11 protein-coding genes and 1 riboswitch are annotated in these 14,930 nt (G+C 69.9%); of the genes, 3 read left to right on the top strand and 8 right to left on the bottom strand.

Features of this window, described 5'->3' with window-relative positions:
- Nucleotides 1–106: 106 nt before the first annotated feature.
- A complete protein-coding gene (locus tag CEK65_RS09705; RefSeq protein ID WP_152181584.1) occupies nucleotides 107–562 on the bottom strand; it encodes a hypothetical protein in 456 nt (151 codons plus the stop codon).
- 221 nt (nucleotides 563–783) lie between these two features.
- Nucleotides 784–1,037, top strand: a riboswitch (cobalamin riboswitch).
- A gap of 210 nt (nucleotides 1,038–1,247) precedes the next feature.
- Here CEK65_RS09705 and metE point away from each other — a divergent pair.
- Nucleotides 1,248–3,539 carry a 5-methyltetrahydropteroyltriglutamate--homocysteine S-methyltransferase gene (gene metE, locus CEK65_RS09700; protein WP_152181583.1) on the top strand — a complete coding sequence of 764 codons (2,292 nt, stop codon included), beginning with the start codon at nucleotides 1,248–1,250 and terminating at the stop codon, nucleotides 3,537–3,539.
- 239 nt (nucleotides 3,540–3,778) lie between these two features.
- Nucleotides 3,779–5,779: a choice-of-anchor X domain-containing protein gene (locus CEK65_RS09695; protein ID WP_152181582.1), complete on the top strand. Its 2,001-nt coding sequence runs from the start codon at nucleotides 3,779–3,781 to the stop codon at nucleotides 5,777–5,779.
- Between the two features lie 261 nt (nucleotides 5,780–6,040).
- On the opposite strand, the gene purU is transcribed toward CEK65_RS09695, so the two are convergent.
- The 7 genes from purU to CEK65_RS09655 form a co-directional block, all read right to left on the bottom strand.
- Nucleotides 6,041–6,892, bottom strand: coding sequence for a formyltetrahydrofolate deformylase (gene purU / locus CEK65_RS09690; protein ID WP_017911840.1), 852 nt, complete (start codon nucleotides 6,890–6,892; stop codon nucleotides 6,041–6,043).
- A 689-nt stretch (nucleotides 6,893–7,581) separates the two neighbouring features.
- Nucleotides 7,582–8,022: an XVIPCD domain-containing protein gene (locus CEK65_RS09680; protein WP_017908683.1), complete on the bottom strand. Its 441-nt coding sequence runs from the start codon at nucleotides 8,020–8,022 to the stop codon at nucleotides 7,582–7,584.
- A 121-nt stretch (nucleotides 8,023–8,143) separates the two neighbouring features.
- Nucleotides 8,144–9,022 carry an NAD(P)-dependent oxidoreductase gene (locus tag CEK65_RS09675; RefSeq protein WP_152181580.1) on the bottom strand — a complete coding sequence of 293 codons (879 nt, stop codon included), beginning with the start codon at nucleotides 9,020–9,022 and terminating at the stop codon, nucleotides 8,144–8,146.
- Between the two features lie 58 nt (nucleotides 9,023–9,080).
- On the bottom strand, nucleotides 9,081–10,238 hold the full coding sequence (locus CEK65_RS09670) for an NADH:flavin oxidoreductase/NADH oxidase (RefSeq protein ID WP_193314744.1): 1,158 nt from the start codon (nucleotides 10,236–10,238) through the stop codon (nucleotides 9,081–9,083).
- A 27-nt stretch (nucleotides 10,239–10,265) separates the two neighbouring features.
- A complete protein-coding gene (locus tag CEK65_RS09665; protein WP_152181578.1) occupies nucleotides 10,266–11,147 on the bottom strand; it encodes an NAD-dependent protein deacetylase in 882 nt (293 codons plus the stop codon).
- 195 nt (nucleotides 11,148–11,342) lie between these two features.
- Nucleotides 11,343–11,723 (bottom strand): VOC family protein, encoded by a 381-nt coding sequence (locus CEK65_RS09660; RefSeq protein ID WP_152181577.1) that lies wholly within the window; start codon nucleotides 11,721–11,723, stop codon nucleotides 11,343–11,345.
- 33 nt (nucleotides 11,724–11,756) lie between these two features.
- The gene (locus CEK65_RS09655; RefSeq protein WP_152181576.1) at nucleotides 11,757–13,010 is read right to left on the bottom strand and encodes an MFS transporter; all 1,254 of its coding nucleotides are present in this window, start codon (nucleotides 13,008–13,010) and stop codon (nucleotides 11,757–11,759) included.
- Between the two features lie 99 nt (nucleotides 13,011–13,109).
- Between CEK65_RS09655 and CEK65_RS09650 the strand changes: the two genes are divergently transcribed.
- Entirely contained in the window at nucleotides 13,110–14,015 is a 906-nt protein-coding gene (locus CEK65_RS09650; RefSeq protein ID WP_017912252.1) for a LysR family transcriptional regulator, read from the top strand.
- The last annotated feature ends 915 nt before the right edge of the window (nucleotides 14,016–14,930 follow it).

Below are 14,930 nucleotides of genomic sequence, written 5' to 3'. Positions count from 1 at the left end.
GGGGGCCGCGTGCGCTTTTTTTGAGTCTGCGGCTAGGCATCTACCAAGACACGGTCGTCCGCGTCTCGCACGGACCCGCGCGCCGCAGCGCGCGGGCGGGAGCGCTTCAGCCGATCTGAGCCAGGTTGTTGATGCCGAACTGCGGCACGATCAGATTGGGGATTTCGACGATGTTGTTGGCGGGAATGCCCGACGCGCCGATGGTGCCGATCGAGGCCAGATAGCCGGGATCGGACGCCCCGGGATGGGCGAAGATCACCAGCACGCTGGCCGTCGGCGGCCCGCCGAGGCTGGCCAGCGCGGCGGCCACATCGGCTGCGGAAACGTGGCCTGCATTGGAATGGTTGACCCAGGCCGCAGGCACGGCATTCGGGTCGGTGGAGACGTAGATGACCGCGGCGCAGGTGATCAGGCCGAAGGCGCGGGTGATGCCGGGTACCGGGCCGATGGCCTGGGCCGCCGATGCGTTGACGCCCAAGTCGTTGCCGGCTCCGGCCAGATAGGGCAAGGGACCGGCCACGACGCCGTTCTGCACGTCCGTGACGAAGCGGCTGATGTTCACTGGATGACCGAAAGTGCCGTTGTGGTTGTAGATGGGCATGACGATGTCCTTGGCTGATGGGAGTGGGATCGGCGCTGACGCACTACGCCGCCGCCACGCCGCGGCGCAATCAGGCGTATCCGTATTTGCCGATGCCAGTGACCAGGAACGCAGGCGCACCCTTGATGTGAAACGCACCGCGGCGCATTGCGAGGGCCCTTGACCGCCCGCCGCATCCGGCCTATCGTGCGCTCGCCGAAGGTATTCATCGCTTCATTCGGATGAAGGGATGAATTTAAACGGGAATCCGGTGACGGCCGGCGCCGCAAGCGCCTGCCCATTCCGGAGCTGCCCCGCAGCGGTGAATGGAAACGACCTCCGTCAATGGCACTGGGCCGGCGCATGCAGGCCTGGGAAGCGACGGACAGTAGGTGCGCAGCCAACGTGGTGCGCGTGTCCATCAGCCCGAATACCGGCCCCGGCCGGAGGACCGTGCGTCCTCCGATTCGACCTGGCGCCTCCGCGGGGAGGCGGCCGGACCGCGACCCGGCCTTGCGCCACGCCGCGCCGTCCGCCTGCCCGCGCGGTACCGGTTCGCCCGCGGGGGCGAAGGTCGCTGGCGTGGCGGGCGGTCCGTGCGAACGGGGCGCGCGGCGCGCGGTTCCTTCGTTCCTCAATGCCCTTGAACGCAATGAGGAAACGCAACATGACGATCGTGACCAACCTGGGCTTCCCGCGCATCGGTGCGCGGCGCGAGCTCAAGCAGGCGCTGGAACGCTACTGGCGCCGCGACATCGACGGCGCGCAACTGCAGGACACCGCACGCGACCTGCGCCTGCGCCACTGGCAACTGCAACGCGAGGCCGGGGTGGACGTGCCGCCCAGCAACGACTTCAGCCTGTACGACGCGATGCTCGACACCGCGTTCCTGTTCGATGCGATCCCGCAACGCTACCGCGCGCTGGCCGATGCCGATCCGCTGGCCGGCTACTTCGCGATGGCGCGCGGCACGCAGGAACACGGCCTGGACCTGCACGCGCTGGAAATGACCAAGTGGTTCGACACCAACTACCACTACCTGGTGCCGGAGCTGGCGCGGCGCCAGCACTTCCGCCTGCGCGGCGACAAGCCGGTGGTGGAGTTCCTGGAAGCCAAGGCGCAGGGCATCCAGACCCGGCCGGTGCTGATCGGGCCGGTGACCTTTCTGGCGCTGTCCAAGACCGTGGACGGCAGCGACCGCTGGGCGTTGCTGGACAGCCTGCTGCCGGTGTATGCCGAATTGCTGCAGCGCCTGCATGCGGCCGGCGCTGGCTGGGTGCAGCTCGACGAACCGGCGCTGGTATTGGACCTGGACGAGGCCGCACGCGCTGCCTATCGCCGCGCCTATGATTTCCTTTCGCAGGCGCCGCGGCCGAAGCTGCTGTTGACCAGCTACTTCGGCGAGTTGGGCGACAACCTCGAGCTGGCGATGGCGCTGCCGGTGGACGGCATCCACGTGGACCTGGTGCGCGGCGTGGCGCAACTGGACGCGGTGCTGCAGGCCTTGCCGGCCGGACGCGTGCTCTCGGCCGGCCTGGTCAACGGCCGCAACGTGTGGCGCACGCCGCTGGACAACGCGCTGACCCTGGCACGCTACGCCGCCGGCCATGTCGGCCGCGAGCGGTTGTGGCTGGCGCCATCGTGCTCGCTGCTGCACGTGCCGGTGGATCTGCAGCAGGAGACCAAGCTGGACCGCGAACTGGTCGGCTGGCTGGCCTTCGCCAGGCAGAAGCTGCAGGAACTTCGCACCCTGGCCGATGCGCTGGACGACCAGCCGCAGGCGCAGGCGGGGCTGGACGCGGCGCGCGATGCGTTGGCCAGCCGTCGCGCCTCTGCGCGCGTGCATCGCGCCGAGGTGGCGCGGCGGGTGGACGCGCTGACCGACGACGCCGGCCGCCGGCAGTCGCCGTACGCGCAGCGCCGGCAGGCACAGCAGGCGGCGCTGCGGCTGCCGCTGTATCCGACCACCACGATCGGCTCGTTCCCGCAGACCGAGCAGGTGCGGCAGGCGCGTGCGCAGCACAAGGCCGGCAAGCTCGACGATGCCGCCTACGACGCGTTCCTGGCCGCCGAGACCGAACGCTGCGTGCGTGCGCAGGAGCAACTGGGCCTGGACGTGCTGGTGCACGGCGAGTTCGAGCGCAACGACATGGTCGAATACTTCGGCGAGCAGCTCGACGGCTTCGCCTTCACCCGTCATGGCTGGGTGCAGAGCTACGGCTCGCGCTGCGTGAAGCCGCCGATCATCTACGGCGACGTGCAGCGCCCGGCGCCGATGACGCTGCGCTGGACCACCTACGCGCAGTCGCTGACCGAGCGGCCGATGAAGGGCATGCTGACCGGGCCGGTGACGGTGCTGCAGTGGTCGTTCGTGCGCGACGACCAGGAGCGCGCGCAGACCTGCCGGCAGATCGCGCTGGCGCTGCGCGACGAGGTGCGCGACCTGGAGGCGGCCGGCATCGGCGTGATCCAGATCGACGAGCCGGCGATACGCGAAGGCCTGCCGCTGCGCCGCGCCGACTGGCAGGCGTACCTGGACTGGGCGGTGCAATGCTTCCGCATCGCCGCGGCCGGCGTGCGCGATGCCACGCAGATCCACACCCACATGTGCTACTCGGAGTTCAACGACATCATCGAGGCGGTGGCGGCGATGGACGCGGACGTGATCTCGATCGAGACCTCGCGCTCGCGCATGGAACTGCTCGATGCCTTCGTGCGCTTCCGCTACCCGAACGCGATCGGGCCGGGCGTGTACGACATCCACTCGCCACGCGTGCCGAGCACGCAGGAGATGGTGGCGTTGCTGGAGAAGGCGCGTGCGGTGCTGGATCCGCAGCAACTGTGGGTCAATCCGGATTGCGGGCTGAAGACCCGAGGCTGGGCGGAAACCCGCAACGCGCTGCAGGCGATGGTGGCGGCGGCGCAGCAGTTGCGCAGCCAGCACGCGCAGGCGGCGTGACCTGGCGATGCCCGGCGCCACGTGCGTCGGGCATCGCTGCGCTTGCAGCATGTCCGGCATCCCAGTTCGGCGCGCATTGCTGCATTGCGTCTTTGTCCGGCAATGTGCGCTGGCTATAGCCGCAGGCGAACGCGTGGCGAGGGGGCGCTGCGTCCTCGCCGACGTGCTGCCGGCGGCGCACTGCGTCGCGGTCTCCGGCATGTGCGTCTGCTTCTCAGCACCGCCAGGGAGAGCGCGTCATGCCGAAGCTGTCGAACCTGTCCGCCGTCTGCGTCCTGTGTCTCGTCGTCCCCGCCGCCGCGCTGCACGCGGCCGAACTGATTCCCAAACAACTGGCCGGACCGCCCGAGGAGTTCGCGCAGATGCGCGCACCCGCCCCGGCGGAAGCGGCGATCCTGTCCAAGAGCGCGTTGCTGCCGGTGGAATTCTCCGCCGCGCGCAGCGGCGGCCCGGCGCAATGGCACACCACCCTGCCGGTGGAGAACGGCAAGCTGCGCTTCGTGGTGCTGTCCGGCGACCACGATTGGCAGCCGCGGCTGAACGCACCGGCCACGGCCAGCGCACGCATGGGCACCGCCGCCACGACGCCGCTGCTCGCGCCCAGCGCCAAGGCCACCCAACTGGGCGCCGGCGGCGCCGCACTGCCGGCTCGCGAGTACCGCGTGGACAGCGCCGCCAACGGCGACTGGACCCTGACCCTGCAGGCCGACGGCAGCAGCACGGCGCAGCGTGGCTACGTGCTGATGGAGGGCGATCCACGCACGCAACTGGCGTCCTATCCCAGCGACCGCGCGCAACTGCAGCGCGGCCAGCGCATCGGCCTGACCGCCCTGCTCGGCGGCATCGATGCGCAAGGCGGCGTGTCGCTGGCGCGTAGCGCCGGCAGCGGCCGCATCGACACCGCGCAACTGCGCGTGATCGCGCCGGACGGCTCCGTCAGCCAGTGGCCGATGGCCGACGACGGCCGCCACGGCGACGGCGCCGCGGGCGATGGCGTGTATGCCGGCGACTTCCCGGCGACCGCCACCGGCACCTACATCGCGCAGGTGGTGGTGCATGGTCACGACGCCGGCGGCCAGGCGTTCGTGCGCACCAGCGAGCACGTGCTGCCGGTGCTGGACACCACCTTGCGCATCACCGCCGATGCCGTCGTCGCCAGCGCACAGCCCGGCACCCGGCTGACCCTGCCGATCCCGGTGCGCATCGGCGGCGGCCAGGCGCCGACGCACTACCGCGTGCTCGGCGAACTGTGGGGCACCGGCCGCGACGGCAGCGCGGTGCCGGTGGCCTGGCTCGGCGGAATGCTCGCGCCGCAGGACGGACGCCTGCCGCTGAGCGTGGACGAACGCTGGATCGTCCGCGCCGGCGCGCGTGCGCCGTTCACCCTGCGCAACCTGCGCGTGGAGGATCCGGACAACTTCGTGCCGCTGGCCACGCGCGCGACGTTGCCGCTGACCCTGCCGGCGCTGCGCCGCAGCAGCGTGGCGCGTAGCACCGGCGCGATCGACGAGAGCATGCGCATGGGCGAGCGCCCGGCGCAGCTGAGCACAGCCGCCACCACCGACATGCAGGCGCAGGCCACCGGCAAGCGCCTGGTGCTGGTGCACGGCTACTGCTCGGGCGGCGTGTGGCCGGTGGCGCAGTTCACCAATGCCTCCGCGTTCCTGGACGTCAACCAGAACCGCAGCAACGACCAGTTCGCGCAGCGCCTGGCGCAGTTCGGCAGCCAGTGGAACTCGTTCGGCACGGTGGCGCACAGCCAGGGCGGCATGGCCGCGCTGCATCTGTACGTGTACTACTGGAGCGGCCTGGACAACGCCAGCGGCGGGCGGGTGATGCAGTCGGTGGGCACCCCCTACCAGGGCACCAACCTGGCCGGCATCCTGGCCACGGTGGGCTCGTGGTTCGGCGTGGGCTGCGGCACCAACAACGACCTGACCTACGACGGCGCCAAGGCCTGGCTGGCCGGCATCCCCAACTCGGCGCGGGCGCTGGTGAACTACTACACCACCTCCTTCGCCAAGACCAACTGGTACACCAACGACTACTGCAATGCGGCCTCGGACCTGGTGCTGAGCGATCCGGAGGACGGCACCGTGGAGCAGGTCAACGGCCAGCTGCCGGGCGGCGTCAACCGCGGCCACACCACCGGCCAGTGCCACACCACCGGCATGCGCGATCCGGCGCAGTACCTGGACGCCAGCCGCAACGCGACGATGAACGCCAACGCGGCGCGTTGAGGGCTGGGAATGGGGAATCGGGAATGGGGAATCGGCAGAGCGAACGCCGCGCTGCGGCTGCTGATGGTCCCCTTCCCTATTCCCGACCCCCATTCCCAGCTTCATCGGAAATGCCACCGTGCAGTGACTGGAGAGCGGGGATGATCGTCGATGCAGACGGTCGGCACCGCGACCATGGATTAGGGCAAGCGGGTGCTTAGCCGCTGTTGCTGTTGCTGTTGCTGCTCCCCATTCCCGATTCCCGAATCTCCACTCCCCGCCTCAGCGAAATACCACCGTGCGATGCCCGTTGAGCAGGATGCGATGCTCGACGTGGCGGCGCACGGCGCGGGCCAGCACCTGCGACTCGGTGTCGCTGCCCAGGCGCACCAGTTCGCGCGGGGTCATGGCGTGGTCCACGCGGGCCACGTCCTGCTCGATGATCGGGCCTTCGTCCAGGTCGCCGGTGACGTAGTGCGCGGTGGCACCGATGATCTTGACCCCGCGTGCGTGCGCCTGGTGGTACGGCTGCGCGCCCTTGAAGCTGGGCAGGAAGCTGTGGTGGATGTTGATCGCGCGTCCGGCCAGCGCCGCGCACAGCGTCGGCGACAGGATCTGCATGTAGCGAGCCAGCACCACCAGATCGATGCGTTCGCGTTCGACCAGCGCCAGCAACTGCGCCTCCTGTTCGGCGCGATTGGCGGCGCTCACCGGCAGGTGATGGAATGGCACGCCGTAGGAGCCGGCGAGCGCGGCGAAATCGGGGTGGTTGGAGGCCACCGCGGCGATGTCCACCCGCAACTGCCGGCTGTGCGCGCGGAACAGCAGGTCGTTGAGGCAGTGACCCTGCTTGCTGACCAGCACCAGCAGGCGCGCACGGCGGCGCGCGTCGTGCAATTGCCAGTCCATCGCGTAGTCGGCAGCCAGGGGCTCCAATTGCAGCTTCACCGCGGCGACGATGCCGTCGGCGGGTACGTCGAAGTGCACCCGGAGGAAGAAGCGGCCGCTTTCCTCGTCGCCGAACTGCTGCGCGTCGAGGATGTTGCAGCCGTGCTCGAACAGCAGGCCGCTGACGCGGAAGACGATGCCGGTACGGTCCGGGCAGGACAGGGTCAGGATGTAGTCAGGGCGCATCTGTCGATGATAGGGGAAAGGCGGGGATTCGGGATTCGGGATTCGGGATTCGGGAATCGGGAATCGGGAATCGGGAATCGGGACAGTCCACCTCTGGAACGTGGTGAGGCAACTGTCATGCAGCGACGGCGGACGAAGTCCGCTGTGCATCCGATCTTGCACGGCGTCGGGACTGAAGTCCCTCCCACAGTGCAGTCCCTGACCGTGCCGGTGCTGCAGTGTGAGCGCGGCCTCAACCAGGATGGTGAGAAGAGGCCAAGCCATCCAGTCGAAGCCGGCTTTTCCTTCTCCCTTCGGGACCATGGCCCCCTTTTTGGGGGAAGGTGCCCCGAAGGGGCGGATGAGGGTCCGGGCGCAGCCTCGTGCAGTCGAAACACATCGCATGCGCTGCGCGCCCGGACCCTCACCCCAACCCCTCTCCCGGAGGGAGAGGGGCTAAGAGCCATCCAGCCGGAGCCGGCTTTTCCTTCTCCCTCCGGGACCATGGCCCCCCTTTTTGGGGGAAGGTGCCCCGAAGGGGGCGGATGAGGGTTCGGGCGGAGCCTCGTGCAGCTTGAACTTCGCGTGCGCTGCGCGCCCCGTACCCTCACCCCAACCCCTCTCCCGGGGGGAGAGGGGCTCAGCCATGCTTACCCGGAAACAGGGTCGAAGCTGACGCCTCACCCAGGACGCTGCTCACTCGCCTGCGCTCACTCCGGGCGCAGGCGCAGCGCCAGGCGGCGGTTGACCTTTTCCAGGCGCGCCAGCGAGTCCTCCACCGACATGCCGACCGCTTCGTGAGTGGTGATGTGCGCGCGCAGGTGCGCCGGATCGTCCAGGTCGCCGCGCACCAGGAACACGTTCTCGCCATCCTCCACGTCGCCGATCTCGCGGCTGAGCACCACGTGGTCGACCTGGTCGAAACCGTATTCCTTGGCCAGCGGCAGCAGCCGCGCCACCATGCGCTCGCTGATCGCGTCCGGCGCGCGCCCACAGGCGGCGTCCAGCGCATGCACGCCCTCGCGGATCTGCGCGTACAGGAGATGGTCCGGATGCTCCGGGTGATCGGGCCCGGGCACAGGCTCGCGCACGACCGCGCGCGGCGGCTGGATCGGGGCTCTGTCGCCGGGATCGGACGAATTCGGACTCATGGCATCCTCCTGTGATGCGCCAGCAAATCGCCGCACCTTAGCGGCAAGCGCGCGCCAGGCTCAAGCGGGTGCGCAGTGTGCGGCATGCGCCGCCAAGGTCCGCTGAAGAGCCGTCGGCGCTTCAGGCCTGGCCGGCGCGGCGCGCGGCGACCTTGGCCAGCGCCGCCCAGTCGAGGTCGCCGTCGCCGTGCGCGATCGCCTCGATGAAGGCATCGCGCAGCACCGCCGCCAGCGGCATAGGCACGTGTCGGGTCTCGCCGGCGTTCAGGGCCAGGCGCACGTCCTTCAGGCCCAGCGTGGCCTTGAAGCCGGCCGGGCTGTAGCGCTGTTCGGCGATCATGCCGCCGTAGGTCTGGTAGGCCGGTGCGGCGAACACGGTGCTGGTGAGCATGTCGAGGAAATCGGCCGCTTCCACGCCGTGCCCGCGCACCAGCGCCGACGCCTCGGCCATGGTGCCGATGGCGCTGGCCAGGCACAGGTTGGCGGCGAGCTTCACCGCGTTGGCCTGTTCCGGGGCGGTGCCGAAGTACCAGGTCTTGCGCCCGATGACATCGAGCAAGGGCTGCACCCGCGCCAGCGCCGCGGCGTCGCCGGCGGCGAGCAAATTGAGCTGGCCGGCCGCGGCCACCTCCACCCGCCCCAGCACCGGCATCGCCAGGTAGGCGACGCCGCGCTCGGCATGCAGCGCGTGCAGTTCGCGCGCCAGCGCCACCGAGATCGTGGCCATGTTGACGTGCACGCTGCCGGCGGTGAGCGCGTCCAGCGCGCCGCGATCGAGCAGGGTCTCGCGCACCGCGGTGTCGTCGGCCAGCATCGAGAACAGCACCGGCCCGCGCACCGCATCGGCCGGTTGCGCGGCCTGCTGCGCGCCGGCCTCGAGCAGGGGCTGCGCCGCCGCGGCGCTGCGGTTCCAGACCGTCAACGCATGGCCGGCGCGCAGCAGGTTGAGCGCGATCGGCTGGCCCATCGTGCCCAGGCCGAGAAATCCAATCGTCGTCATTGCAGGCTCCCTGAAGGAATCGAAATGGAGGACGCCACCAGCGCGCGCGGCGCGCCGGTCAGGCGTCGAACACGCCGCGCGCCGCATGCGGCTCGCAACGCAGGTATTGCGGCGACGGGCGTACCCGCGCGCCCAGCGCGGCGGCCGCGTGCCACGGCCAGCGCGGATCGTAGAGGATGCCGCGGGCCAGCGCGATGGCATCGGCACGGTCCTCGGCGAGGATGGCCTCGGCCTGCTGCGGCTCGGTGATCAGGCCCACTGCGATCACCGGCATGCGCACCGCGCGGTGCAGCGCCTCGGCCAGCGGCACCTGGTAGCCGGGCGCCACCGGAATGCGCTGACGCCGGTCCAGCCCGCCGCTGGATACGTGCAGATAATCGCAGCCCTGCGCCTGCAATGCCTGCGCCAGCGCCTCGCTCTGCGCCAGATCCCAGCCGCCGTCCACCCAGTCGGTGGCGGAGATGCGCACGCCCACCGCGATGCTCGGCGCCACCGCGGCGCGTACCGCTGCATGCACGCGCAGCAGCAGGCGCATGCGGTTCTCCAGGCTGCCACCGTAGGCATCGGTGCGCTGGTTGCTCAGCGGCGACAGGAACTGGTGCAGCAGGTAGCCGTGTGCGGCATGCAATTCGATCAGCTCGAAGCCGAGTCGCTCGGCGCGCCGCGCCGACGCCACGAACGCCTCGACGATGGCGTCGATGCCGGCCAGGTCCAGCGCCTGCGGCGACGGGCCGTCGTCGGCGAATGCCTGCGCCGACGGCGCCACCGTCTGCCAGCCGTTCGGCTGCTCGGGCGCGATCGCGCCGCCGCCGTCCCAGGGCTTGTGCGTGGACGCCTTGCGCCCGGCATGCGCGAGCTGGATGCCCAGCGGCATCGGCGACCAACGCCGCACCGAACGCAACACCGTGGCCAGCGCCGCCTCGGTGGCGTCGTCCCATAGGCCCAGATCGGCGTAGCTGATGCGCCCGCGCGGCTCCACCGCGGTCGCCTCCAGGATCAGCAACCCGGCGCCGGACTGCGCCAGTTGGCCCAGATGCTGCACATGCCAGTCGCTGGCACGGCCGTCCTCGGCCGAGTACTGGCACATCGGCGCGATCACGATGCGGTTGGACAGCGACAGCGGCCCCAGCGCGAGGGGCGAGAACAAGTGACTCACGATACGGATCCATGGAAACGCCGCGCGCGGCGCGGCAAGCGACCATTGCACTCCTGCCATGCGGCGCGATCAACCACTGCCGATGGATCAGTTCGTGCCGGGATTCGGAACGCGCGCCGCCGCCGGCAGCAGGAAGGACAGCGCCTGCGCGCACGGCTGCTCCAGCTTCAGGCTCAGCAGATCGTCGCCGCGGGTGCGGCCCAGGTTGACCGCGGCGATCGGCAGGCCGGCCTTGGCCGCGGCCTGCACGAAGCGGAAGCCGGAATAGACCATCAGCGACGAACCCACCACCAGCACCGCGTCGGCGCGCTGCAGATGCGCGAAGGCGCTGGCCACACGCTCGCGCGGCACGTTCTCGCCGAAGTACACCACGTCCGGCTTCAGCACGCCGCCGCAGTGCGTGCAGGCCGGCACCACGAAGCTGGCGAAATCCTCGCCCTCCAGGTCGGCATCGCCGTCGGGCGCCGGCGCGGCCTGCAACGTCGCCCACTGCGGGTTGTGCTGCAGCAGGTGCTGCTGGAACGCCTCGCGCGGCATGCGCCGCTCGCAGCCCATGCAGCGCACCACGTCCAGACGCCCGTGCAGGTCGATGGTGGCGCGGCTGCCGGCGGCCTGGTGCAGGCCATCCACGTTCTGGGTCAGCAGCACTTCGACCTGGCCGCGCGCTTCCAGCTGCGCCAGCGCGGCATGGGTGGCATTGGGCCGGGCATGGCCGAAGCGCGGCCAGCCGAGCAGGCTGCGCGCCCAGTAGCGCTGCCGCGTCGCCAGCTCGCCCATGAAGGCCTGGTAGGTCACCGGCTGCGCACGCTTCCAGTCGCCGGCGGCGTCGCGGTAGTCGGGAATGCCCGAGTCGGTGCTGCAGCCGGCACCGGTCAGCACGAACAGGCGCCGATGGCGGTCGACGAACGCTTCCAGCGCGGACGCCGCTGGCTGTGCGGACGCGGGGTGATCCTGCAGCAACTGCGACATCAGGCGGCTCCCGTCGGTGTGAAGGCGCGCGCCATTGCGGCGGCCGTGCCGCTGTATGTAGTGCGTGCTGGCCGGCAACACAAGGCCTGTGATTGCCGCAGGTGTGGACAGCGCTCGGCACGAACGATGGACCGGCGGCGGCACAGGGTCAGGCAGCGCGCGGACGGCACACGTCTGGTGCCAACGCGGCTCCCATCACAACGGGTTGGCGACCTCGATCAGGTTGCCGTCCGGATCGCGGAAGTACAGCGACAGGATCGGGCCGCGGGCGCCGGTGCGTTGCACCGGCCCGTCCTCGATCGGCACGGCGGCAGCGCACAGTTCCTCGGCCACCTGCGCCAGCGGCGTGGCGGTGAGAAAGCACAGATCGGCCGAGCCCGGCGTAGGCACCCGCGCCTTCGGGTCGAACGCGTGGCCATGCCGATGCAGGTTGATCTTCTGCTCGCCGAACGCCAGCGCCTTGCGGCCTTCGCCGAAGGTCACCACGCGCATGCCCAGCACCCGCGCATAGAACGCGCAGGTCGCCTCGATGTCGGCGACGGTGAGGACCAGATGGTCGAGATGGTCGATCTGCATTGCGGAACCCTCGTTGGATGACGGCCGCGCGGTTCACTCGCCGCGCGGCGGATGCGACCCGAAGCGGCCGTAGGGGCGGCTGTCGTCGGCGCCGCGGCGCAACACCTGCGCGGCGACCAGGCCGATGCCCAGCAACACCAGGCAGCACGCGACCAGTGCGCTCCAGCCGCCGTGCTGCCACGCCGCGCCGCTGAGCGAGCCGATCACGCTGGCGCCGGCGTAGTACGCCAGCAGGTACAGCGACGCGGCATGGCCCTTGAACTGCCCGCCCAGGCGCCCGACCCAGGCGCTGGCCGCCGAATGCGCGACGAAGAAGCCGATGGTCAGCAGCACGATGCCGGCGATGACCGGCACCAGCGCATGCGCCAGGGTCAGCGCCACGCCGAGCGCCGCGGTGGCGATGCCGGCCAGCACCACCGGGCCGCGGCCGAACCGGTCCGACGCCGCGCCGGCCACCGACGAGGACACGATGCCGAACACGTAGGCGCTGAAGATCATGCCGAGCTGGCTCTGGCTCAGCCCGAACTCCGGCCCGCCCAGGCGGAAGCCGGCGTAGTTGTAGACGCTGACGAACACGCCCATCGCCAGGAACGGGATCGCGAACAGCCACGGCAGGTGGCGATCGCGCAGATGCCCGCCCCAGGCGCGCAGGTGGAAGCGCAGATTCACTCCCTGGCGGCGCACGAAGTGCCGCGACGGCGGCAGCAGCCACACGAAGCCGACCGCGGCCAGCAGATCCACCGTGCTCAGCGTGGCCAGCGCGACGCGCCAGTCGAAGTGGTCGGTGAGCATGCTCATGCCGATGCGGCCGACCATGCCGCCGAACGCATTGCCGGCCACATACAGCCCGGTGGCAGCGCCGAGCCGGCTCGCCGGCAGTTCCTCGGCCAGGTACACCATCGCCACCGCCGGCACGCCGCCCAGGGCGATGCCGGACAGCGCGCGCACCACCACCAGGGATCCCCAGTGCGGCAGGCACGACGCCAGCAGGTTGAGCAGCGCGGCCAGCGCGATCGACACGAACATCAGCCCGCGCCGTCCCAGCGTTTCCGACACCGCGCCAGCGCAGAAGATCGCGATCGCCAGGCCGCCGGTGGCCAGCGACAGCGGCAGCGAACTGGCCGCCGCGCTGAGCCCGAACTCGCGTGCGAACTCGGGCAACAGCGGCTGCACGCTGTACAGCAGCGAGAAGGTGGCGAAGCCGGCCAGGAACAGCGCCAGGCGGATGCGCAACAGCGGCGCATCGTCCACGGCGTGCACCGGCGGGCATTGGCTGGAGGCGTTCACGGTGTGGGTCGCGGCGGAAAACGGATGGCCAGTATTCGCCTGCCGTCACCCGGCGTCCAATATATGATCGCCCCACTCTCCATATGTTCTGGATATGACATGGAACTGCGCCACCTGCGCTACTTCCTGGCCGTGGCCGAGGCCGGGCACTTCACCCGCGCCGCCGCGCAGTTGGGCATCCAGCAACCGCCGCTGAGCCAGCAGATCCGCGCACTGGAGGAGGAACTGGGCACGCCGTTGTTCGTGCGCACGCCGCGCGGCGCCGAACTCACCGATGCCGGCCGCGCCTTCCGCACCGAAGCCCGGCGCGTGCTCGCCGACCTGGAACGCGCCGGCGATGCCGCACGCCGCGCCGCACGCGGCGAGAGCGGCGTGCTGCGGCTCGGCTTCACCGCCTCCGCCGCGTTCAACCCGATCGTGCCGACCCTGGTGCGCGGCTTCCGCCGCGGCTGGCCGGCGGTGACGCTGGCGCTGGAGGAGACCAACACCGCCGGCCTGCTCGCCGCACTGCTGCAGGGGCGGCTGGATGCGGCCTTCATCCGCTACAGCGTGGCCACGCCCTCGGAACTGCAGTTGCTCAAGCTGCCCGACGAACCGATGAAGATCGCGGTGCCGGCGGCGCACCGGCTGGCCAAGCGCCGCCGCGCGCCGCTGTCGGCGCTGGCCGGCGAACCCTTCATCCTGTTCCCGCGCAGCTTCGGCACCAGCCTGTACGACGAGATCCTCGATGCCTGCCGTCAGGCCGGCTTCGAACTGAAGATCGAACAGGAAGCGCCGCAGATGTCGTCCATCGTCAACCTGGTGGCCGCCGAACTGGGTGTGTCGGTGGTCCCCGCCTCGACCGCGCAGGTGCAGTTGCCCGGGGTGCGCTACCTTGACATCGAAGGCCGCGTGCCGATGGCGCGCCTGGCCCTGGCCGCGCTGCCCGCCACCGCACAGGCGATGCCGATCGTGCGCCACCTGTGGCAGTTGGCGCAGGGGCATGCGGCGGGCAGGCGCGGGTAGGGGTACTGCACTTCCCTAGCAGCAATGCAGGAACGGCTTTAGCCCCGAAGGACTTTACCGAGAGAGCTTATCGCTGCTAAAGCTCACTCGTGCGGCTGTGCTTGTCCGACGTGTAAATCAAGCAGCAGCAACAGCAAAGGCTTTCGCCTTGCGGCGAGTCACTTTGATCAGCCTTTGGCTGCTGAGAAGCGCTTCTTTGCTTGTGCAAAGAAAAGTAACCCAAAGAAGCGCTTTACCACAGCCGAAGGCTGGTCAAGCACACCCTGCCTACGCGCCCTCCGCGCTTCGCGCTCCGGGTCCGCGGCCAGCACGGGGATCCGCGGAAGGGGCATCCTGCCCCTGCCGCGGACGGCGCACGTCCTTGTGCGCCGCCCCTTCGGGGTTTTTCCCCGTGCTGGCCGCCGCTTCGGAAGGGAACCCGGTAAGTCAAAAGCCGAAGCAACAGCAAAGACCGAAGCGACTGCCGCTGCAGCGCACACCCCCGTCATTCCAGCGGCCGCCAGCGAATGCACTTCGCGTGGTAGCCCATGTCGGCTGTTGATTGTGGTGGACGCGCAACGACGATGGTTTTCGAAGAAGCTGCAGGAGCGGTTGTGCGTGGCGTACAGGTGGCTGTGCCGGCGTGTACCCAGCTCAGGCGCATCACCATTGCAATGCCGTATGTATGCGCTGTATCCGCAATAGCTTTTGCTATTGATGTTGCGTTGGCTTTTGACTTACTAGGTTCCCTTCCGCAGCGGCGGATGGACCGGGGAAAAACCCGAAGGGCGGCGCACATGGATGTGCGCCGTTCGCGGCAGGGGCAGGATGCCCCTTCCGCGAATCCCCGGTGCATCCGCGGACCCGGAGCGCGTTAGCGCGGAGGGCGCGAGGCAGGGTGTGCTTTCTTTTGGTTACTTTTCTTTGCACAAGCAA

The sequence above is a fragment of the Xanthomonas sp. LMG 12459 genome (assembly GCF_009192905.1).
GTDB classification, from domain to species: domain Bacteria; phylum Pseudomonadota; class Gammaproteobacteria; order Xanthomonadales; family Xanthomonadaceae; genus Xanthomonas_A; species Xanthomonas_A sontii.
Note: the sequence above shows the minus strand (reverse complement) of the source record. Positions and strands in the feature narration are given on the sequence as shown.